The 20,038-nt window shown below is 67.3% G+C and carries 20 protein-coding genes; 14 read left to right on the top strand and 6 right to left on the bottom strand.

The annotated features are described in order from the left end of the window. Window positions 1–63: 63 nt before the first annotated feature. The 3 genes from AC07X5_RS29900 to AC07X5_RS29890 form a co-directional block, all read right to left on the bottom strand. Window positions 64–273: a hypothetical protein gene (locus AC07X5_RS29900; RefSeq protein ID WP_494773096.1), complete on the bottom strand. Its 210-nt coding sequence runs from the start codon at window positions 271–273 to the stop codon at window positions 64–66. After that, complete coding sequence (locus AC07X5_RS29895) at window positions 270–812, bottom strand: ATPase (protein ID WP_494773095.1); 543 nt, start codon at window positions 810–812, stop codon at window positions 270–272. The genes AC07X5_RS29900 and AC07X5_RS29895 overlap by 4 nt, the downstream gene beginning before the upstream one ends. Window positions 813–895: 83 nt before the next feature. Continuing rightward, the gene (locus AC07X5_RS29890) at window positions 896–2,719 is read right to left on the bottom strand and encodes a glutamine--tRNA ligase/YqeY domain fusion protein (protein ID WP_494773094.1); all 1,824 of its coding nucleotides are present in this window, start codon (window positions 2,717–2,719) and stop codon (window positions 896–898) included. A gap of 305 nt (window positions 2,720–3,024) precedes the next feature. Here AC07X5_RS29890 and AC07X5_RS29885 point away from each other — a divergent pair, with 305 nt between their 5' ends. From AC07X5_RS29885 to AC07X5_RS29840, 10 genes are all read left to right on the top strand, one after another. After that, on the top strand, window positions 3,025–3,372 hold the full coding sequence (locus AC07X5_RS29885) for a hypothetical protein (RefSeq protein ID WP_409959084.1): 348 nt from the start codon (window positions 3,025–3,027) through the stop codon (window positions 3,370–3,372). Between the two features lie 181 nt (window positions 3,373–3,553). After that, window positions 3,554–4,012, top strand: a complete 459-nt coding sequence (gene aroQ / locus AC07X5_RS29880; RefSeq protein ID WP_494773093.1) for a type II 3-dehydroquinate dehydratase — start codon at window positions 3,554–3,556, stop codon at window positions 4,010–4,012. After that, window positions 4,012–4,932 (top strand): alpha/beta fold hydrolase, encoded by a 921-nt coding sequence (locus AC07X5_RS29875; protein ID WP_494773092.1) that lies wholly within the window; start codon window positions 4,012–4,014, stop codon window positions 4,930–4,932. The genes aroQ and AC07X5_RS29875 overlap by 1 nt, the downstream gene beginning before the upstream one ends. Window positions 4,933–4,939: 7 nt before the next feature. Beyond that, complete coding sequence (gene arfB / locus AC07X5_RS29870) at window positions 4,940–5,446, top strand: alternative ribosome rescue aminoacyl-tRNA hydrolase ArfB (RefSeq protein WP_494773091.1); 507 nt, start codon at window positions 4,940–4,942, stop codon at window positions 5,444–5,446. Window positions 5,447–5,620: 174 nt separating this feature from the next. Beyond that, complete coding sequence (locus AC07X5_RS29865) at window positions 5,621–6,406, top strand: IclR family transcriptional regulator (protein WP_494773090.1); 786 nt, start codon at window positions 5,621–5,623, stop codon at window positions 6,404–6,406. Window positions 6,407–6,597: 191 nt separating this feature from the next. After that, on the top strand, window positions 6,598–7,566 hold the full coding sequence (locus AC07X5_RS29860; protein ID WP_494773089.1) for a ThuA domain-containing protein: 969 nt from the start codon (window positions 6,598–6,600) through the stop codon (window positions 7,564–7,566). A gap of 30 nt (window positions 7,567–7,596) precedes the next feature. Continuing rightward, window positions 7,597–9,744, top strand: coding sequence for an outer membrane protein assembly factor BamB family protein (locus tag AC07X5_RS29855; RefSeq protein WP_494773088.1), 2,148 nt, complete (start codon window positions 7,597–7,599; stop codon window positions 9,742–9,744). A gap of 201 nt (window positions 9,745–9,945) precedes the next feature. Further along, the gene (locus AC07X5_RS29850; RefSeq protein WP_494773087.1) at window positions 9,946–10,779 is read left to right on the top strand and encodes a DODA-type extradiol aromatic ring-opening family dioxygenase; all 834 of its coding nucleotides are present in this window, start codon (window positions 9,946–9,948) and stop codon (window positions 10,777–10,779) included. Window positions 10,780–10,822: 43 nt separating this feature from the next. Then, window positions 10,823–11,479 carry an alpha/beta hydrolase gene (locus AC07X5_RS29845; RefSeq protein ID WP_494773086.1) on the top strand — a complete coding sequence of 219 codons (657 nt, stop codon included), beginning with the start codon at window positions 10,823–10,825 and terminating at the stop codon, window positions 11,477–11,479. Window positions 11,480–11,640: 161 nt separating this feature from the next. Continuing rightward, complete coding sequence (locus AC07X5_RS29840) at window positions 11,641–12,651, top strand: DUF3014 domain-containing protein (RefSeq protein ID WP_409959067.1); 1,011 nt, start codon at window positions 11,641–11,643, stop codon at window positions 12,649–12,651. 12 nt (window positions 12,652–12,663) lie between these two features. Here the strand turns inward: AC07X5_RS29840 and curA are convergent, their stop codons facing one another. Continuing rightward, window positions 12,664–13,695, bottom strand: coding sequence for an NADPH-dependent curcumin/dihydrocurcumin reductase (gene curA / locus AC07X5_RS29835; protein ID WP_494773085.1), 1,032 nt, complete (start codon window positions 13,693–13,695; stop codon window positions 12,664–12,666). After that, on the bottom strand, window positions 13,692–14,942 hold the full coding sequence (locus AC07X5_RS29830) for an MFS transporter (RefSeq protein ID WP_409959064.1): 1,251 nt from the start codon (window positions 14,940–14,942) through the stop codon (window positions 13,692–13,694). The genes curA and AC07X5_RS29830 overlap by 4 nt, the downstream gene beginning before the upstream one ends. A gap of 75 nt (window positions 14,943–15,017) precedes the next feature. Between AC07X5_RS29830 and AC07X5_RS29825 the strand changes: the two genes are divergently transcribed. Further along, window positions 15,018–16,037: an AraC family transcriptional regulator gene (locus AC07X5_RS29825; RefSeq protein ID WP_494773084.1), complete on the top strand. Its 1,020-nt coding sequence runs from the start codon at window positions 15,018–15,020 to the stop codon at window positions 16,035–16,037. 18 nt (window positions 16,038–16,055) lie between these two features. Here AC07X5_RS29825 and AC07X5_RS29820 read toward each other — a convergent pair whose 3' ends face one another. Beyond that, window positions 16,056–16,523 (bottom strand): Lrp/AsnC family transcriptional regulator, encoded by a 468-nt coding sequence (locus tag AC07X5_RS29820; RefSeq protein ID WP_409959060.1) that lies wholly within the window; start codon window positions 16,521–16,523, stop codon window positions 16,056–16,058. A 101-nt stretch (window positions 16,524–16,624) separates the two neighbouring features. On the opposite strand from AC07X5_RS29820, the gene mdeB reads away from it, so the two are divergent. From mdeB to AC07X5_RS29805, 3 genes are all read left to right on the top strand, one after another. Continuing rightward, window positions 16,625–19,297 carry an alpha-ketoglutarate dehydrogenase gene (gene mdeB / locus AC07X5_RS29815; protein WP_494773083.1) on the top strand — a complete coding sequence of 891 codons (2,673 nt, stop codon included), beginning with the start codon at window positions 16,625–16,627 and terminating at the stop codon, window positions 19,295–19,297. A 285-nt stretch (window positions 19,298–19,582) separates the two neighbouring features. Further along, entirely contained in the window at window positions 19,583–19,816 is a 234-nt protein-coding gene (locus tag AC07X5_RS29810; RefSeq protein WP_494773082.1) for a hypothetical protein, read from the top strand. Window positions 19,817–19,835: 19 nt separating this feature from the next. Next, the coding region (locus AC07X5_RS29805; RefSeq protein ID WP_494773081.1) for a hypothetical protein at window positions 19,836–20,038 on the top strand (203 nt) is incomplete at its 3' end.

The raw sequence follows: 20,038 nt of genomic DNA, 5'->3' as shown, positions 1-20,038 counted from the left end.
GGCGGGGATCGGCTGAGTGCGATGGGTGGGGTAGGGAAGGGCTGACAGTACGCGGGTCCGCTGTCACGCGGGAGATTTTTGCGGCATTTGGCGCTGGCTGACGTATTCCTCGGGGCTGATGTGCTGCACCTCACCCTCTACGGTGATCACCATGTGGGTGTTTGCATTGCGCGCCTCTTCTGCTGCGCGCAAGCCCGCCCTGGTAAGCGCTGCCAATGCAGCCTGGGCCAGGTCGTCGGTAGTGGACTGTGCGTCGATAGTCGGTGTGCTCATGGATTGGTTCCTTGCGCCAGCAGCAATGGCTGGCGGTGCTGGTTGTCATACAGAAACCAGGCATCGACGATGGGCTGGTAGGTGTGGGCCAGATGGAACCGCCCGGCATCAAACCGCCGCTTCACGACCTCGTCAGCAATGTTATGTCCACCCTGCGATACCCGCAAGCGCACCCGTTCGATGGCCATGTCGGCATTGGGCAGTTGCAGGAAAAAGAGGTTCACCCGATAGCCCAGCGTTCGCCAATGCCGGATCTTGCTGGCATAGGTGCGGCCGGACAGGGTGGTTTCCAGTGCAAAGCTGCGTCTGTGGGCTACATGTTCATCGATTTCCGCCAGCATGATGCGCCCCGCCTTGATGGCGGCTACTTCGGGGGCAAAGGGCGACAGGCCCGCAGCGATCAGGTCCGCGTTGACGAACACGGGGCACCGGGCTTCCGCTGGTAGGAACTCGCGCGCGAACGTCGTTTTGCCAGCGCCATTGGGACCGGCAATGATGATGGCCTGAGCTTGTGCTGCGGTGTTTGCGTGGTCGCTCACAGATGCATTGTGCCTTTGCTGTGTCGAGACCACAGGCCTCACTAAGAACAAAGGCGCCGAGGCGCCTGTGTTCGTAGAGGGGCTTACTTGCCCCAGCTGTCCTTCAACCCCACCGCCAGATTGAACACCGGCTTGCCCGGCTCGTGGTCCACCCGGTCGGCGACGAAGTAGCCGTGGCGCTCGAACTGGAACTTGTCGTCCTTGTGGGCATGGCCCAGGGAGGGTTCCACGATGGCGGTCACGGTCTTCAGGCTGTTGGGGTTCAGGCCTTCGATGAAGTCCTTGCCGCCGGCGTCGGGTTGGGCTTCGAGGAACAGGCGGTCGTAGATGCGCACTTCGGCCTTGACGCCGTCGGCCACGCCCACCCAGGTGATGGCGGCCTTGACCTTCACGCTGTCGGCGCCGGGGGTGCCGCTCTTGGTGTCGGGCACCACGGTGGCCAGCACTTCGGTGATCTTGCCGTCGGCATCCTTGTTGCAGCCGGTGCATTCGATGACGTAGCCGCCCTTCAGGCGCACCTTGTTGCCTGGGAACAGGCGCTTGTAGCCCTTGGGGGGCACTTCCTCGAAATCCTCGCGCTCGATCCAGACTTCCTTGCCGATGGTGAAGTGGCGGTCGGGGCTTTCCACGCCTTCGGGCGGGTGGGGCAGCGAGGGCAGGGTGCAGTCCTCCAGGTGGCCGGCGCCCATGACCTCGTCCCAGTTGGTGAGCACCAACTTGACGGGGTTGAGCACGGCCATGCCGCGGAAGGCCTTGAGTTCCAGGTCTTCGCGCAGGCAGCCTTCCAGCGTGCTGTAGTCGATCCAGCTGTCGCTCTTGGTCACGCCGATGCGATCGGCAAACACCTGCAGCGATTCGGGCGTGTAGCCGCGCCGGCGCAGGCCGACGATGGTGGGCATGCGCGGGTCGTCCCAGCCGCTCACTTTATGGTCGTACACCAGTTGGGCGAGCTTGCGCTTGCTGGTGATCACGTAGGTGAGGTTCAGTCGCGAGAACTCGTACTGGCGCGGGGGCGGGTTGCCCAGCAGGCCGCCTTCGGTCAAACGCTCCAGCACCCAGTCGTAGAAGGGGCGCTGGTCTTCGAATTCCAGCGTGCACAGGCTGTGGGTGATCTGCTCCAGCGCATCCTCGATGGGGTGGGCATACGTGTACATCGGGTAGATGCACCAGGTATCACCGGTGTTGTGGTGCGTGGCGCGGCGGATGCGGTAGATCGCCGGGTCGCGCATGTTGATGTTGGGGCTGCCCATGTCGATCTTGGCGCGCAGCACCATGGAGCCGTCCTCGTGCTCGCCGTTGCGCATTTCGCGAAAGCGCTTCAAGTTCTCGGCCGGCGTGCGGCTGCGGAAGGGGCTGTCCACCCCGGGCTTGCCGAAATCGCCGCGGTTGATGCGCATCTGCTCCACGGTCTGCTCGTCCACGTAGGCGTGGCCGGCCTCGACCAGGTACTCGGCCGCGCGGTACATGAAGTCGAAATAATCGCTGGCCTGGTAGGGCGCGGCGTCGGGGCTGCCGTTCCAGTCGAAGCCCAGCCATTTGACGGCGTCGATGATGCTGTTGACGTACTCCGTATCCTCTTTCTCGGGATTGGTGTCGTCGAAGCGCAGATGGCACACGCCGCCGTAGTCGCGTGCCAGGCCGAAGTTGATGCAGATGCTCTTGGCGTGGCCGATGTGCAGGTAGCCGTTGGGCTCGGGCGGAAAGCGCGTGCGGATCTTGGCCGGGTCGGGCTGGCCCTTGGCGTGGTGGGCGGCATCGCCCGGCGTACCACCCCACTGGCGGCTGGCGTAGGTGCCCTTTTCCAGGTCGTTTTCGATGATCTGGCGCAGGAAATTGCTCGTCTTGGCGGTCTCAAGGGCCGCTTCGGGTGCTGCGGCAGGGGTGTTTGCTGGGGTGGACGTGGTCATTGGTCCATTTTAGGGGGTGGCCGGCCCGTCTGCTGCACTGCAGCGTGCCCGGGTGACGCGCAGGGTTGCAATGGTGCCACCGGCCCCCAAATGGGAACGGAGGGGCACCTTGCGCCGCCCTTTTCCTGGCCGCTTTGCCCTGTTACAACGGTCTGGCGTGAACTATTGCCCAGGAGTGCGCACTCACGTGTACGTAAAGAAACAATAAAGATGGTGTTTCGTGCCATCCTTTCGGACATCTGGTGCGTTGAGTACCAGTGAGGCGATCCTGAGATCAGGGCAGCCTCCACTACCAGGAGATTTCCATGACGAAAACCCGTTCTATCCAATCCGTGGCCGCTGCCGCCGGTGTGGCCCTGGCGCTGTTTGCAGCCGCTGGCTCGGCCCAGGCCCGCAGCGATGTCAATTGGTCGATAGGCCTGAGTTCGCCAGGCGTGGTGGTGGGCGTGAACAGCGGCTACCCCGTGTACTCGGCCCCGGCGCCTGTCTACTATGCGCCGCGCCCTGTGTACTCGGTACCGGCACCGGTGTATTACGCACCGCCCCCGCCCGTGTACTACGCACCGCCCCCACCCCGGTACTACTACCGTGGCGGCGGCTACGGCCACCACCATCACCACGGCCACGGCGGCCGTGGCCGCTGGGACCGCTGAGTTCCTCCGCATTCGGGTTGAGGGCCTCATTGCCTGGCAGCGCAGCCCCCTGTGCTGCAGTGCCAGGCTGAAGGCGAATACGGTGACGGGCACCGCATAATCCCGCGTTGGCAAGAACCAAAGGCTGCCTGGCCGTTCCTTCGATAGATGGTCAGGCCCCACCAACGCCCGGAGTGCATGCATGTCTGCGAACCAGAAAAAGACCGTATTTGTCCTGAATGGCCCCAACCTGAACCTGCTGGGCACGCGCGAACCCGCCGTGTATGGCGCGCACACCCTGGCCGATGTGGAGCAGATGTGCGCCGAGGCCTGCGAGCGCCACGGTTTCACGCTGCGCTTTCACCAGAGCAACCATGAAGGCGCCCTGATCGACTGGATCCACGAGGCCGGCCGCCTGCATGCCGCCGGTGAACTGGCTGGCGTGGTGATCAATGCCGGCGCCTACACCCACACCAGCGTGGCCTTGCACGACGCCACCAAGGGCACGGCCATCAACCTGATCGAGCTGCACATCAGCAATGTGCACGCGCGCGAGGCCTTTCGCCACCACTCCTACATCGCCGCAGCGGCCAAGGCCGTGATGTGCGGCTTTGGCGTGCGCGGTTACGCGCTGGCCATCGACGGCCTGGCGGGTATGTGATGGCGGCTGGGGTCGAGGAAGAAGGGGGCACCACGGCCCCAGGTCGGGATGATCGCCCGGTCGCCAGCCTGCCGTCCCCCGAGATTGACCGGCTGCGTGCCCTGGCCCAGCGCCACACCACGCCCTGCGGCAGTGGTGAGACGGTCTGGCACAGCTGGGGCGAGGCGCATGCGAATGTGCCGCCCCTGGTGCTGTTGCACGGCGGCAGCGGCAGCTGGACGCACTGGGTGCGCAACATCGAACCCCTGGTGGCCGCCGGCCGCCATATCTGGATACCCGACCTGCCGGGCTTTGGCGATTCGGCCACCCCGCCCACGGGCGGCGATGCCGATGCCCTCGTCGAGCCCATGGCCGATGGGCTACGCGCCCTGTTCGGCCCGCGGCCGGTGGACCTGGTGGGTTTTTCCTTCGGCGGGCTGACCGCCGGGCTCCTGCTGGCGGCCCACCCCGAGCTGGCGCGCCAGCTGGTGGTGGTGGGCGCCCCCGCCATGGGCGTGGTGGCGGAGCGGCCCGTGCGCCTGAAGGGCTGGCGCCACCTGCCCCCAGCCGAGCAGCTCGACATGCACCGCTACAACCTGGCCGCGCTGATGCTGCGCGAACCGGCCCTGGTCGAGGGCCTGGCGCTCGAAGTGCATGTGGGCAATGTGGTGCGCGACCGCATGACGCGCCGCCGCCTGGCGCGCACCGACATCCTGGCCCGCTCGCTGCCCGCAGTCACCTGCCCGGTGCATGTGATCTATGGGGAAGACGATGCGCTGTACCAGGGCTTCATGGCCGAGCTGGAGGCCGCGTACGCTGCCGCCACGCCCGATTTTCGCGGCATGGTGCTGGTGGCCGGCTCCGGGCATTGGGTGCAGTTCGAGCGGCCTGAGGCCTTCTTGCGGGAACTGCTGGCGGCGTTGGCAGATGGAGCCGAGTGAGCGCGCGATGACCACTGAGGCACCCAAGGCTCCGCCCATCGCCGCTGTGCCCGAGGCGGCAGCCCCGCGCCCACCCCGCCCGCCGCAGGAGGCCCCGCGCATCAACGGCCAGGTGGCCGTGCTGCAGGTGGACGAGCGCGAGGTCGAGATCACCGCCATGCGCGCCCAGGGCGCGGGCGGGCAGAACGTCAACAAGGTATCGAGCGCCGTACACCTGCGCTTCGACATCGCCGCGTCTTCGTTGTCCGAAGGGGTGAAGGAGCGCCTGCTGGCCCTGCGCGATGCGCGCATCACCCAGGAGGGCGTGGTCGTCATCAAGGCCCAGCAGTACCGAAGCCAGGACATGAACCGGGCGGATGCGATGGAGCGCTTGAACGCCCTGGTCAACACCGTGGCCGCGCCACCGCGCGTGCGGCGGGCGACCAAGCCGACCTATGGCTCCAAGCAGCGGCGGCTGGAGGGCAAGAGCCAGCGCAGCGCGACGAAGGCGTTGCGGGGCAGGGTCGTGGATTGAGCGGCGCGACACGGCGCACGGCGTGAACCAGACCGTTTTCCGCCAACTTGGGACGTTGCGCGGGCAACTGGGCGACACGCGATGGATGGTCTGACGGTTTTCCCGCGCGGAATCTGATTCGGGAGGTTGCTACAGTCCTGCTGTGCCGGGATGTTGAACCGGTGGAGTGGTGCAATGAGCGGAGCAGTAGAGCGCAGCCTGAAGGTTCTCGAGTACCTGGCCGAACACCCTGAAGGAAGCGCGGTATCGGCGCTTGCGGGCCGTCTGGAGCTCCCCTTGTCTGCCGCCCACCGCCTGCTGGCCGACCTGATCCGATACGGCTATGTGGCGCAGGACGCCCGTGATGGCCACTACCGGCTCACCACCAAGATGGTGTCGATCGGGCTTGCTTACCTGAGCCGCACCGGAGTTGTCGATCTGGCGCAGCCGCTGCTCGACCAGTTGGCGAGCGTTTCCGGGGAACTGGTGCGCCTGGCTGTCGTGGACGGCGATGAGCTCATCTTCGTCGCCAAGGCGCAGGGTGCCCGCCATGGGTTGCGGTACGACCCCGACATGGGCCTGTCGGTCACGCTGGCGTGCAGTGCCGCGGGCCATGCATGGCTCTCCACGCTGCCGAAAGACGATGCGCTCTCCCTCGTGGCGCGAAAAGGCCTGTGCGATCCCCGTGACTTCGGCCCGAATGCGCCAACCTCCATAGCAGCCGTGATGGACTATGTGAACGCAGCGCGTGACAAAGGCTACAGCACGATTGTCGAGGTCTTTTCCCCCGGCATGACGGCCATGGCTGCGCCGGTGTTTGGCGCCGATGGGGTGGCGGTCGGAGTCGTCACCATCGCCGGCCCCATGGTGCGACTGACCGAGCAGCGCATGGCCAAACTGGCTCCCGACATCCTTTCGACTGCGGCAGAGGTTTCACGGGCCAGCGGCGCTTCCGCTCTGTTTCGCAAGCGCCCCTCTTAAGGACTGGTGGCCATGCCTTTGCCCCTTGCTCCCCTGGACCGGAGGTACCTGCTAACCCTTTGAAAAAGTGTTTTCAAGTGTAAAAAGGAAAGAGTTTCCATATTGGAAAATGTTTCCATTGTGTTTAGTATGCGTTGGCGGACGGGGGAGACCTTCGTTCCGACAAACGCAGAACCACACAGGAGACAACTTTGAACACTTCGGCACGCGCCCTGCATCTGGCGGGCATGCTTTCAGCGATCTTGATGGGATTGGCGGGTTGTGGCGGCGGCGACTCCGACCCGCAAACGGTGGTGGCCCCCAGCATCGACCCGTACTACAACGTGTGCCGCGGGGTCGATCCGGCCTGCTACAACGACTGGGGTGCCTTCGCCAACACCCCCAACCGGGTACTGATCTATTCGCGCACGGCGGGGCCGCGCCACGCGAACCTGGGTACCCCGATGGCCGCCGGGCTCAATCCGGCGATGAATGCGGACAACGTCATGCAGGCGGGCCTCAAGCGGATGTTTGAGGAAGCGGGCATTGCCGCCGACTGGACGGAAGACGTCACGGTGATCGCTAACCGCATCAACAACTACAAGGCGGTGGTGTTCGCCAGCTCCAACCGCGATACGCTGTGGAACGAAGCAGTCACCACCAGCAACGATGCCGCCCGCACCGCGCTGCGCAACTACATGCGGCGCGGGGGCGGCTTCGTGGGCTTGCACAACGCGTTCGGGGCCGAATACAACTGGCCGTACTACGAGGGCCTGTTGGGCAACGCCAACTTCTACAACCATGCCCCCAACCGCAATGGCGATGTGCAGATCCTGGCGGACGACCCCTCCACCCAGGGTGTGCCGGCACGGTTCGCGTTCCAGGACGAGTGGTACAACCTCACGCCATTTCCGACGAACGTGAAGTTCCTCGCGAAGGTGGATACCGCCACCCTCGATCCGTTGACCGCCAGCCCGCATCCTGGCCACAAGGATTTCCACCCGGTCGCCTGGTGCCAGTACTACGACGGCGGCCGGGCCTGGCTCACCACGCTGGGCCACAACACGCACTCGTTCCAGGCCAATTCCGAGGGACCGGGGGCGCAGGCGTTTCAGAAGCTCGTGGTGCAGGGCGTGAAGTCCGTGATGGGACTCACCCCGTTCTGCACGGCGGCGAAATAGCACGCTGGTTTCATCTGCAAGGAGACATCAATGCACAAGAAACTCACCACGGCTGTTTCGCTCACGGCAGTGGCATTGGCCTCGGCCGCCTTCCTGCACGGGTGCGGGGGAAGCAATGGCGGCCCTGCAAACGCTGCTGGCGCTGCGGCAGACCTGCAGAACTGCTGTACTGCGGGAGACAAGGACTTCCCGAAGGTCGGCGGCAACCTGGGCAACCAGAACTACTCGGCGCTGGCGCAGATCGGCAAGCAGAACGTCGCCAACCTGGGGGGCGCATGGACCAACCGGATCGAAGGCGGCCTGAACACCGGAACCAACCAGAGCACCACGGTGGTGGTCGATGGCGTGATCTACATCGAATCGGCGCTGGGCAACGTGATTGCCGTGGACGGCAAGACGGGTGCGACCAAGTGGAAGTGGACCACGCCCTACGGCGTGATCACCCGCCGCGGCGTGGCCGTGGCCAAGGACCTGGGCCTGGTCTACACCGTTGCGAACGGCAACCGCCTGGTGGCGCTGAACAAGGACACGGGCGCGGTGGCCTGGATCAAGCAGTACCCGTCGGACGCCGCCGACCCGAACTACCTGGGTTCCGTCCAGAAGGTGGCCATCGTGTACCACAACCGCCGGTTGCATGTGGGCACCAACGATGGCAACCGCGGGGCCGCCTTCGCCGCCGATGCCACCAACGGCAATGTGCTGAACTACTTCTGGGGCATACCTCGCCAGGGCGAGCGTGGCTACGAAACCTGGGGCGGCGCGGAGGAAGCCAAGCGCACGGGCGCGACCCCATGGATCCACCCCGCCGTGGACCCCGAACTCAACCTGGTGTATTGGACCTTCGGCAACGTGCGCGGCGGTTCGTCGCAGGACGGCTCGGAGCGGCCTGGGCAGAATCTTTTCTCCAACTCGATCGTCGCTCTGGACCTGACCACCGGCGCCTACAAGTGGCACTTCCAGTCGGTGCACCACGACATCTGGGACATGGACAACGTGATGTCCCCCGTGCTGGCGGATGTGCAGATCGAAGGGCGTGAGCGCAAGGTGGTGATCTACGGCAGCAAGACCGGGATGTACTACATCCTCGATCGCAAGGATGGCAGCGCGCCGTTGGGCATCGAAGAGCGGCCCGTGAAGCAGGACGCGCGCCAGGCCACCTGGCCGACGCAGCCGTATCCCAAGCAGGGTGGCTTCACCGAGCTGTGCGTGGTGCAGCAACCCCTGGGCACGGAGGTGCCCGGCGACCCCAACCGTGCGGTGCCCAACTACCAGACCGGCTGCCTCTTCGATCCGCACTGGGACATACCGATCCTGTCCATGCCGGGCCACGGCGGCGGGGCCAACTGGAACCACCAGTCGTTCAGCCGCTCCACGGGCCTGGTCTACACGGGCATGGGGTACGTAGGTGCCGCGCATTCGCTCAGCGAGTCCAGCAATGGCCTGCGGCCACCCGGCTCGTACGTCACCGGTGCGGTGGTGGCCGTCGATCCGAGCACCAACCTCGTTCGCTGGAAGAAGCAGATGCCGTATTCGCTCGCCCATGGCAACGGGATCCTCACCACGGCTTCGAACCTGCTGTTCATCGGTCAGCCGGACGGAAACCTGCTGGCGATGGAGGCCGAGAACGGACGGGAGCTGTGGCGCTTCCAGACCGGTGCGGCTATCAGCGCCAGCCCGGTCACTTACCAGATCGATGGCGAGCAATACGTGGCGGTGTACGCGGGCGGCACGTCCATTCCGTACAGCGATGCACCACGGGGTGACTACCTCTGGGCTTTCAAGGTGGGCGGGACCGTGGCACCAGCACCTGCGCCCATCCCGCCGCAGGTCCGCCGCCCCGTGTCCGGCAACCCTGTGGAAGGCGCCGCCTTGCCGACGCCCAACACCGTCATCCTGGGCCGCATCCCCACGGCGACCAATGCGCCGGGGGCGGTGGAGTCCGGCGCGGTGAACGCGGTGACACCGACCTGGATGCGCGTGCCCGCCAACACGACGGTGACGTTCACCAACCCGGCCGGCAACACGGGCGTGCACTGCGCAACGCAGTTCTTCGAAGGACGCTTCAACTTCCGCCTGGCCCCCGGACAGTCGGCCCAGCATACGTTCGACAAGCCCGGTGAGTACTTCTACAACGACTGCTACAGCCCGCGCTCCACGGGCAAGGTGGTGGTCTACTGAGGCGAATTCCCATTCGCCTGCCCGCCAACTGATGGGGACACCCAAACGCATCCTTCGGGGTGCGTTTGTCTTGGGGCGTGCCAGCGTGTCAGGGTCTGCGTTGGTGCCGAAATCGCAACAATCCGTTTGACCCCCGGGGCTTGGTCTCAGCCGTGGTAAGTCCTACAGTACCTCTCAGACCCTGGAGAAAGTACGCCCACCATGTCGGCCACCACCCAAGCCCCTTCTTCGTCGCCTGCCACCGTGCCCGCCCTGTTCGTATCACATGGCGCACCGCTGTTCGCCATCGATGCCGGTACCACCGGCCCTGCGCTCACGCAGTGGGGCCAGGGGCTGCGCGCGCAGTTTCCGGGGCTGCGCGGCGTGGTGATCATGTCGCCGCACTGGATGGCGCGCAGCCCGCAGGTGATGACCGGGCCGCAGCCGGCCACCTGGCATGACTTTGGCGGTTTTCCGCCCGCGCTGTACCAGTTGCAGTACCCGGCCCCGGGATCGCCTGCCCTGGCGCAGGAGGTGCTCTCGCTGCTGCAGGCTGCGGGTGTGGCCGCGCAGGGCGATGCGGCGCGGCCCTTCGACCATGGCGCCTGGGTGCCACTGATGCATTTGTTCCCCGATGCTGACCTGCCCGTGGTTCAGGTGGCACTGCCCGCCAGCGCGGGCCCGGCCGAGGTGGTTGCGCTGGGCGCGGCGTTGCGCGGGCTGCGCAGCCAGGGTGTGCTGGTGGTGGGTTCGGGCAGCATGACGCACAACCTGTCCGAGTTCTTTGGCGGCGCGCGCGAGCCGGCGCCCTATGTGCTGGAGTTCAGCCGTTGGATCGAGGACGCGCTGGCCCGGGGCGACATGCAGGCGCTGCTCAACTACCGCAGCCAGGCCCCGCACGCCACGCGCGCGCACCCCACGGAAGACCACTTTCTGCCCATCTTCTTCGCGCTGGGCGCGGCGGGCGACGACCTGCAGCCGCAGTACCTGAGCCGCGAGGTGATGTACAGCATGTTGTCCATGGATGCTTTTGCGTTGCAGCCTGCGGCACACTGAGCATTGTTCGCCGCTCTCCGGCATCTTTCCAATACCAAGATTCATGACTACACCCCAATTGCCACTGACCTATCTGCACCGCCCCGCCGCCTCCGGCACCGCCGAGCCCTGGCTGCTGGTGCTGATGCATGGCGTGGGCAGCAATGAAGAGGACCTGTTCGGCCTGGCGCCGCATGTGCCCGGGCGCTTTCACGTGCTGAGCCTGCGCGCGCCGTTCCGCATGGGGCCGGAGGCCAATGCCTGGTTCGAGTTCTCGGTCTTGCCCAATGGCGAGCGCCGCATCGACGAGGCGCAGGAACTGCAGAGCCGTGCGCTGGTGGCCCAGGCGGTGGAAGCCGCTGCGGCCCAACTGGGCGTGCCGGCCAGCCGCGTGGTGGTGGGCGGGTTCAGCCAGGGCGGCATCATGGCGCTGTCGCTGCTGCTCACGCAACCCGCACTGCTGCAGGCGGCCATGGTGTGGCACAGCCGCCTGCTGCCCCAGGTGCTGCCCGCAGCCGCGCCGGCCGCCGCGCTGCAGGGCAAGCAGCTGTGGGTGAGCCATGGCCAGCAGGACAACGTGATTCCGCTGGCGCAGGCGCATGCCATCCGCGAGCACTTTGCGCAATTGCCCGTCGCGCTCCACTACCGCGAGTTCCCGGGCATGCACGAGATCCGCCCGGCCGAACTGGCGGCTACGGTGGACTGGTTGCAGGCGCTGTAGGAATCCGCCGCGTGGTGCGGGCGCTGTTGCGTGGGTGCAGCGTGCCCATGACGAAAACAGGGCGTTACCTCTTGCTGGAACCTAAAGGGTTTCCAATGGTCAGGCCATGACCCGGGCGGCTGCGTTGGCCGCACCCCGGGCCATGACGCAAGGACCCCTGCATGCCCGATCCAGTGCTCGACCCCGACCGCGACTTCTCTGAACTGCGCAGCGACCACCGACCGGCACCGCCACGCAGCACGGGCGGTGCGACGGTGTGGGTGGCGGGTGTGCTGGTGTTGGCCCTGGTGGGCGCAGGCTACGCCTGGTGGCAATGGCAGTCCAGGAACAACACAGCGGCCGAGCCGCCGGCTGCCGCGGCGCCGCCCGAAGCCCCGGCATCGGCCCCTGTGGCGGCTGCATCGGAACCTACGGGGCCTCAGAACCTCATCGATCCCCTGGCCCAGGCCGATGCGGCCCCGCTGCCCGCCCTGGCCGAGTCGGATGTGGCCGTGGCCCAGGCGCTGACCGAGCTGCTGGGCCAACCCTCGGTGGGCTCATTCCTGCAGCTCGACGGCTTTGTGCGCCGTGTGGTGGCCACGGTGGACAACCTGCCGCGCGCCCAGGCGCCCGCGCGCATGTGGCCGGTGCAGATGGCGCCGCGCCGCTTTGCCGTGGAGGGCGTGCCCGGCACGCAAGGCCAATTGGCCATTGCGGACGGAAACGCCGGGCGCTACGGTGCTTTTGTGGCGTTTGCCGAGGCCATCCCCATCGACCAGGCCGTGGCCGTGTATGCGCGGCTGTACCCGCTGTTCCAGCAGGCCTACGAAGAGCTGGGCTACCCGGGCAAGTACTTCAACGACCGCCTGGTGGCCGTGCTCGATCATTTGCTCAAGACGCCCGAGCCCACCGGCCCGCTGCTGGTGCAACTGACGGAGGTGAAGGGGGAGGTCACATCGACCCGGCCCTGGGTGCGCTACGAGTTCGTGGACCCTGAGCTGCAGGCCCTGTCGAGCGGGCAGAAGATGCTGGTGCGCATGGGGCCCGACAACGAGAAGCGCCTCAAGGCCCGCCTGGCCGAGTTCCGCAAGCGCGTGGCCACCGGTGTGGTGCCCAAGGCGGCGGGCAAGGGGGCTCAGGCCAAGCCACAGGCCACTGCGGGCAAATCGGCACCGGCGGCCAAAGCGCCTTAGCGGCCGGCCAACCTAGTCGGCGACGCGCACGACCGTCTTGCCGAAGTTCTGCCCCTGCAGCACCTTGCGCAGCGCTTGGGGCGCGTTCTCCAATCCGTCCACCATGTCCTCGCGCAGGCGCACCTGGCCCTGGGCGATCCAGCCGGCCATCTCGCGGCGAAAGGTGTCGAAACGCTCGCCGTAGTGGTCCAGGATGATGAAGCCCTGCATGCGCACGCGCTTTTGCAGCAGCGTGGCGGTGAGCCGGGGCAAACGGTCCGGCCCCGGCGTGGGCGTGCTGTCGTTGTAGTGCGCGATGAAGCCGCACACCGGCACGCGGGCGTGCAGGTTGAGCAGGGGCAATACTGCGTCGAACACCTCGCCGCCCACGTTCTCGAAGTAGACATCGATGCCCTGCGGGCAGGCCGCCGCCAAACGTTCGGGAAGATCGGGCTCGCGCCGGTCCAGGCAGGCGTCGAAGCCCAGTTCCTGCACGGCATGGCGGCATTTGTCGGCGCCGCTGGCAATGCCCACCACGCGCGCACCCTTGAGTTGGGCGATCTGGCCCACGATGGCGCCCACGGCGCCGGTGGCAGCGGCCACCACCACGGTTTCGCCGGGCTTCGGCTGGCCGATGTCGAGCAGTCCCACATAGGCGGTGAAGCCCGGCATGCCAAGGCCGCCCAGCGACTGCGAGGGCTGGGCCGCGCCGCCCAGTGCCAGCAGGTCGCTGCCGTCGGACAGGGCGTAGTCCTGCCAGCCGGCATTGGCCAGCACCAGGTCGCCTTCGCGGAACTGCGCGTTGCGCGAGGCGGTGACCCGGCTCACCGTGCCGCCGACCATGGGCGCACCGATCTCCACGGGCGGGGCGTAGCCCGGGCCGATGGGGTCCATCAGGTTGCGCATGTAGGGGTCGATGGACAGGTACAGCGTCTTGAGCAGTACCTGTCCTTCGGCGGGCTCCGGCACGGGCTGCGTGTCCAGCCCGAAGTGCTTCGGTTCAGGCAGCCCCTCGGGCCGTGCGGCCAGCGTGATGCGGCGGTTGGTCAGGTTGGCCATGCTCATGCTCCTGCAGGACGAGGTCCGTGGCGCAGCGTGAGCAACGTGCCCAGTGTGAGGGCCGCCAGCGCGAAGGCCGGGCCGCCCAGGGCGCCCACGTGGTCCACCATCAGCCCGCCGAAGATGGCGCCGCTGGCAATGGCGATCTGGAAGGCCGCCACCAGCAGGCCGCCCGCGCCCTCGGCCTGGTCGGGCGCGGCGCGCACGATCCAGGTCTGAAAGCCGACCGGGAAGGCACCGAAGGCAAAGCCCCACAGCGTGACGGCCACGGCCGTGATGGCGGCCGATTGACCGGCCACCAGCAGCGTGGCGGCCAGCACGGCGATGACGGCGCCGCCGGCCACGATGGCCTGGCGCTCGCTGCGCCCGGCGATCCAGCCGCCCACGAAGTTGCCGAAGAAGCCGCCCACGCCATAGCCCAGCAGCACGGCCGTGATGGTGGTCACCGACAGGTGGGTGACCTGCTCCATCAGCGGGCGGATGTAGGTGAAGCCTGCGAAGTGGCCCGAGATGACCAGCAGCACCGCCAGCAGCGCCACGCGCACGGGTGGGCGGCGCAGCAGCTCGCCCAGCACCTGGAGGTTGGGGTTGTCGCGCGGGGGCAGGGCGGGCAGGGCCACCAACTGCACGGCCAGCGTGATGAGGCTGATGCCGCCGGCCGCGATGAAGGCGCTGCGCCAGCCCCACATATCGCCCATCCACGCGCCGATGGGTGCCGCGCACACGGTGGCCACCGACACCCCGGTGAGGATGAAGGACATGGCCCGCGCGAACAGCGAGGCCGGCACCAGCCGCATGGCCAGCGCGGCCGACATGGACCAGAAGCCGCCCAGCGCGATGCCCAGTGCCACCCGCGCCACCAGCAGTGTGGGCAGGTTGCTGGCCAGGGCGGAGAGGGCGTTCGATAGCACCAGCATCACCGTGAAGGCCAGCATCACCCATCGCCGGTCGATGCGGCGCGTGAGCAGCGGCAGCGAGGGCGCGGCCACGGCCGCCACCAGCGCGGTGACGGTGACGGCCTGGCCGGCCGCGCCATCGCTCACGCGCAGGTCGCTGGCCATCGCGGTGAGCAGGCTGGCGGGCAGGAATTCGGCCGTGACCAGGCCGAACACGCCCAGCGCCATGGAGGCGACGGCTGTCCAGCGCGCCTCGGTGGGCTCTGCGGCGGGTGGCGGGGGATTGTTGGGTGCAGCATCGGCCAGGGCGCCGGCAGGCGCATCGAGGCAGGTCGAGCAGGAAGGGGATGAAGACACGGGAAAGGCCCTGGGGATGGATGGAAGGCCATGGTAGGAATAAGATGCAGGCGTTTCCATGCCCTAAAAGCCGAAATGCTTGACTTTTTGTCCCGCCCCTTCGACCAGGTCGCCCAGGAGCCTTTTGCCGAGCCGCCGGACCTGCTGACCCAGATATTGCTCGGCCTGCGCCTGGACGGCGTGGAGTATGGCCGCTGCGTGCTGCACCCGCCCTGGGCCATTGCCTTTCCGGCGCAGCGCTCGGCGCGGTTTCACTTCGTGGGCCATGGCGGGGCCTGGCTGCGCACGCCCACCACCGAGTGGCAGCGCCTGAACCCGGGCGATGCGGTGCTATTGCCGCATGGCAGCTTCCACGTGATGGCCAGCTCTCCCGACGTGCCGCCGGTGGACATCGACTCGCTGGCGCGCAAGGCCGTGTCCGAAAACATCTACCTGGTGGACGGGCGCGACCCTGCCCGGGCGGACCGGCTTGTCGCCGATGCCATTGCACCGCCCCCGCCGCAGGCCCCCGACGTGATGTTCTGCGGCGCGCTGCGCTTCAACCTCGATCCGCTGCACCCGCTGATGGCCATGATGCCCGAGGTGATGCTGGCCGGCGACCTGGCCCGGCGCGACACCATGGTGCCCGTGCTGCTCGAAGCGATGGAGCGCGAGGTGGCGCAGGACCGCATGGGCGCCTGCGCCATCCTGGCGCGGCTGGCCGATGCGCTGGCGGCCAGCATCATCCGCGCCTGGGTGGAGTGCAGCTGCAATAGCCCCACGGGCTGGATCGCGGCGGTGCGCTGCCCGCGCATCGGCAAGGTGATCGCCGCCATCCATGCCGACCCCGAGCGCGACTGGAACGTGCCCGTGCTGGCCGACCTGATGGGCGCCTCGCGCTCGCGCTTTTCCGAGTCGTTCACGCGCACCATGGGCGAGAGCCCGGCGCGCTACGTGGCCAAGGTCAAGATGTCGCAGGCGCGCCGCTGGATCGCGCGCGACGGAATGCGCGTGGCGGTGGCGGCCAACCGGCTGGGGTATGAATCGGAAGCGTCGTTCAGCCGGGCATACAAGCGCATCATCGGGCATCCGCCGAGCACCGCGCGCGCGCAATGAGGGAGGCGGCTGCGGGTTCTATGCCTTGGGCAGCGGCAGCGCCGTCTTGTAGCGCACCTGCTTGAGTGCAAAGCTCGAGCGGATCTTTTCCACGCCGGGGATAGGGGCCAGCCGGTCCAGGATGAAACGCTCCAGCGCCCCGATGTCGGGCACGGCCACGCGGATCAGGTAGTCGCTGTCGCCGCTCATGAGGTAGCACTCCATCACCTCGTCGTGCTCGGCGATGCGCTGCTCGAAGTCGCCCAGCGCTTCCTTGCTCTGCGTTTTCAGGCTGATGCTGATGAACACGTTGAGCCCCAGGCCCAGGGCGGCCGCGCTGGCCAGGGCCACGTAGCGGCTGATGACGCCCGCGGCCTCCAGCGCCTTCACGCGCGCCAGGCAGGGCGAGGGCGACAGGTGCACGCGGCGCGCCAACTCCACGTTGGACAGGGAGCCGTCGGCCTGCAGCTCGGCCAGAATGCGCAAATCCAGGGTATCCAGCTTCATGTGCTGCAGTGTAGGTGGTTTGCCGCATGAAATGCTGCACCCGGGGCTTGGGCGAGCCAAAACGGCATCCCATTCGGGGGCGCAAGGGCTACAGTTGTGGCATGAACGCCCCCACCGCACACCACCACCTGCTCACGCCCGCATCGGCCACCGCGCTGGCCGATACGGACCCCCAAGAAACCGCCGAATGGCGCGATGCCTTCCTGGCCCTGGTCGCGACCGAGGGGCCCGAGCGTGCGCGCTTCATGCTGCAGGAAATGGTGCGCCTGGCGCGCGCGGGCCGCGTGGGCTGGCAGCCGGACCTGAACACGCCGTACGTGAACACCGTGGCCGTGCAGGACCAACCGGTCTTCCCCGGCGACCTGGCGATCGAGGAGCGCGTGGCCTCCATCGTGCGCTGGAATGCGCTGGCCATGGTGGTGCGCGCCAACCAGGCCTATGGTGAACTGGGCGGGCACATCGCGAGCTACGCGAGCGCTGCCGACCTGTTCGAGAGCGGGTTCAACCACTTCTTCCGGGCGCGCGAGGGCTTGGGCGAGGGCCAGCACCGGGGCGACCTGGTGTTCTTCCAGCCGCACAGCGCGCCGGGCGTGTATGCGCGGGCGTTCCTGGAAGGGCGCCTGAGTGAGCAGGACCTGATGCACTACCGCCAGGAGCTGACGGCGCCGGGCGCGGGCGCGCAGGGCCTGTCTAGCTACCCGCACCCCTGGCTGATGCCGGACTTCTGGCAGTTCCCCACGGGGTCCATGGGCATCGGGCCCATCAGCAGCATCTACCACGCGCGCTTCATGCGCTACCTCACGCACCGCAATTTGCTCGACTGCACGGCCCGCAAGGTCTGGGGCGTGTTCGGCGATGGCGAGATGGACGAGCCCGAGAGCATGAGCGCGCTGACCCTGGCGGCGCGCGAGGGCCTCGACAACCTGGTGTGGGTGGTCAACTGCAACCTGCAGCGGCTGGACGGCCCGGTGCGCGGCAACGGCCGCATCATCGACGAGCTGGAGCGCCTGTTCGCCGGCGCGGGCTGGAACGTGGTCAAGCTGGTCTGGGGCAGCGACTGGGATGGCCTGTTCGCCCGCGACCTCACGGGCGCGCTGGTGCGCACGCTCGAAGGCACGGTGGACGGCCAGATGCAGACCTTTGCGGCCAAGGACGGGCGCTTCAACCGCGACAACTTCTTCGGCCAGAACCCCGAGCTCGCGGCCCTGGCCCAGGGCATGACGGACGAGCAGATCGATCGCCTGAAGCGCGGCGGGCACGACCTGGTGAAGATCCACGCCGCATACGCCGCCGCCGCGCGCCACCAGGGCCAGCCCACGGTGATCCTGGCGCACACCAAGAAGGGCTATGGCATGGGTACGGCCGGCCAGGGCAAGATGACCACGCACAGCCAGAAAAAGCTGGACGAGACCGACCTCATCGAGTTCCGCAACCGCTTCAACCTGCCGCTCACCGACGAGCAGGCCACCAGCCTGGCCTTTTTCAAGCCCGCGGAGGACAGCCCCGAGATGCGCTACCTGCGCAGCCACCGGCAGGCCCTGGGCGGCTACCTGCCGCGCCGAGACACCACCTGCGAGGCGCTGCCCGTGCCCGCCATCGGCAGCTACGCCCAGTTCGCGCTGCAGGCCGATGGCAAGGAGATGAGCACCACCATGGCCTTTGTGCGCATGCTGGGCAGCCTGCTCAAGGACGCTACGCTGGGCCCGCGCATCGTGCCCATCGTGGCCGACGAGGCGCGCACCTTCGGCATGGCCAATCTGTTCAAGCAGGTGGGCATCTACAGCAGCGTGGGCCAGCGCTATGCGCCCGAGGACATCGGCTCGGTGCTGAGCTACCGCGAGGCGCTGGACGGCCAGATCCTGGAAGAGGGCATCAGCGAGGCCGGCGCCATCGCCAGCTGGACGGCCGCAGCCACCAGCTACACCGTGCACGGCCTGGCCATGCTGCCGTTCTACATCTACTACTCGATGTTCGGCTTCCAGCGCGTGGGCGACGCCATCTGGGCGGCTGCGGACCAGCGTGCGCGCGGCTTTTTGCTGGGCGCGACCTCGGGCCGCACCACGCTGGGCGGCGAGGGCCTGCAGCACCAGGACGGCAGCAGCCATCTGGTGGCCGCGACCATCCCCAACTGCAAGGCCTACGACCCGGCCTATGCGGGTGAGATGGCGGTGATCGTCGACGCCGGCATGCGCGAGATGGTGACCGAGCAGCGTGACGTTTTTTACTACGTCACGCTGATGAACGAGAACTACGCCCAGCCCGACCTGCCCGAGGGGGCGCACGAGGGCGTGCTGCGCGGCTGCTACGTGTTCCGGCGCTTCGAGGCCGAGGGCGCCTCTGCGGCCACGGCCCGCCATGTGACGTTGCTGGGCTCGGGCGCCATCCTCACCGAGGTGGCGAAGGCGGCGCAGCAACTGGCCGCCGAAGGCATCACCGCCACGGTGGTCAGCGTGACCAGCTGGAGCGAACTGGCGCGCGACGGCGTGGCGTGCGAGCAGTGCGCCATCGCGGGAGAAGATCAGCCGGGTACCCCCTGGCTTGCAGCACAGCTGGCCGCCACAAGCGGACCGGTGATTGCTGCAACCGACTATGTGCGCGCCGTGCCGGAGACGGTGCGTGCCTTTGTGCCCGAGGGGCGCAAGTACATCACGCTGGGCACCGATGGCTTCGGGCGCAGCGATACGCGGGCGGCGTTGCGGGAGTTCTTCGGGGTGGATGCCGCCGCCGTGGTGCGCGCTGCGAAGTTTGCGCTGGGGACGGTTGCCGTGCGTTGAGCAAGCGGGCTGTGGCCGGGCATTCGTACAACCGCCTTGTCGTTTGTTTTGCCACTGCTTCCCATGGCGCGGCCCTTGCTCAGGTGGCCTCGTTGCCGAGACCGCGTTGGGGTTCCATGAGGGCTTTGGGCTACTGCAAGGGGCGGGTGTTGAAGTTGGGGAAGTTGCTGTAGCTTTCCAGGCCATCGGCAAATGGCTGGCGTGGCGCAGTCGGGGAACCACCAGTGCCCGACGGGGATGGCGTTCTTACAATGTGTTGCAGTCAGTCAACCGTTGGAGGGCGCCATGGCAGATGTCATCTGGAACCACAACCCGCCTACCACCTGGGTCGCGACGGTGGACGGCCAGGCCGTCTGCTCCGTGAAGCGCAAGGACATTGGCGGGTGGACCGCCGGATGGACGGACGAGCGATTGTGGCCGCCGCCGCCACACTTGCCCAAGGCCCAGCCGCAGCCCACGCGCTTCTTCAGTGGCTTGGACGAGGCCAAGCTGGCGGTAGAGAAGGCGCTGTCGGCCTGAGTGCTGTTCGAGCTTTTTGGTGCTGGTGCGTCGCGGTGGTACCGAGGCGTCGCAGGCGTTGGCCAGTTGTCTGTTGTTGCTGCATGCCTTGATTGAGGGCGGAGGCCGGGTCTCGGCCCGGCGGCCGAGGTACCTTTCTTTGCGTCGCCAAGAGGGTGTAGAAAAAACAAAATACAATCCTGCTGCATTGATTGCACAGGAGCAATGCGATGGCAAGGACAG

This window comes from Acidovorax sp. GW458-11-26-14-TSB4 (assembly GCF_059423865.1).
Note: the sequence above shows the minus strand (reverse complement) of the source record. Positions and strands in the feature narration are given on the sequence as shown.

Excerpts from the sequence above, each read along its gene's own strand:
- AC07X5_RS29890 (WP_494773094.1), bottom strand. The coding sequence starts at position 2,719 with ATGACCACGTCCACCCCAGCAAACACCCCTGCCGCAGCACCCGAAGCG.
- AC07X5_RS29885 (WP_409959084.1), top strand. The coding sequence starts at position 3,025 with ATGACGAAAACCCGTTCTATCCAATCCGTGGCCGCTGCCGCCGGTGTG.
- AC07X5_RS29845 (WP_494773086.1), top strand. The coding sequence starts at position 10,823 with ATGACTACACCCCAATTGCCACTGACCTATCTGCACCGCCCCGCCGCC.
- AC07X5_RS29875 (WP_494773092.1), top strand. The coding sequence starts at position 4,012 with ATGGCGGCTGGGGTCGAGGAAGAAGGGGGCACCACGGCCCCAGGTCGG.
- mdeB (WP_494773083.1), top strand. The coding sequence starts at position 16,625 with ATGAACGCCCCCACCGCACACCACCACCTGCTCACGCCCGCATCGGCC.
- AC07X5_RS29850 (WP_494773087.1), top strand. The coding sequence starts at position 9,946 with ATGTCGGCCACCACCCAAGCCCCTTCTTCGTCGCCTGCCACCGTGCCC.
- AC07X5_RS29865 (WP_494773090.1), top strand. The coding sequence starts at position 5,621 with ATGAGCGGAGCAGTAGAGCGCAGCCTGAAGGTTCTCGAGTACCTGGCC.
- AC07X5_RS29825 (WP_494773084.1), top strand. The coding sequence starts at position 15,018 with ATGCTTGACTTTTTGTCCCGCCCCTTCGACCAGGTCGCCCAGGAGCCT.
- AC07X5_RS29840 (WP_409959067.1), top strand. The coding sequence starts at position 11,641 with ATGCCCGATCCAGTGCTCGACCCCGACCGCGACTTCTCTGAACTGCGC.
- AC07X5_RS29810 (WP_494773082.1), top strand. The coding sequence starts at position 19,583 with ATGGCAGATGTCATCTGGAACCACAACCCGCCTACCACCTGGGTCGCG.
- aroQ (WP_494773093.1), top strand. The coding sequence starts at position 3,554 with ATGTCTGCGAACCAGAAAAAGACCGTATTTGTCCTGAATGGCCCCAAC.
- AC07X5_RS29900 (WP_494773096.1), bottom strand. The coding sequence starts at position 273 with ATGAGCACACCGACTATCGACGCACAGTCCACTACCGACGACCTGGCC.
- curA (WP_494773085.1), bottom strand. The coding sequence starts at position 13,695 with ATGAGCATGGCCAACCTGACCAACCGCCGCATCACGCTGGCCGCACGG.
- AC07X5_RS29855 (WP_494773088.1), top strand. The coding sequence starts at position 7,597 with ATGCACAAGAAACTCACCACGGCTGTTTCGCTCACGGCAGTGGCATTG.
- AC07X5_RS29820 (WP_409959060.1), bottom strand. The coding sequence starts at position 16,523 with ATGAAGCTGGATACCCTGGATTTGCGCATTCTGGCCGAGCTGCAGGCC.
- arfB (WP_494773091.1), top strand. The coding sequence starts at position 4,940 with ATGACCACTGAGGCACCCAAGGCTCCGCCCATCGCCGCTGTGCCCGAG.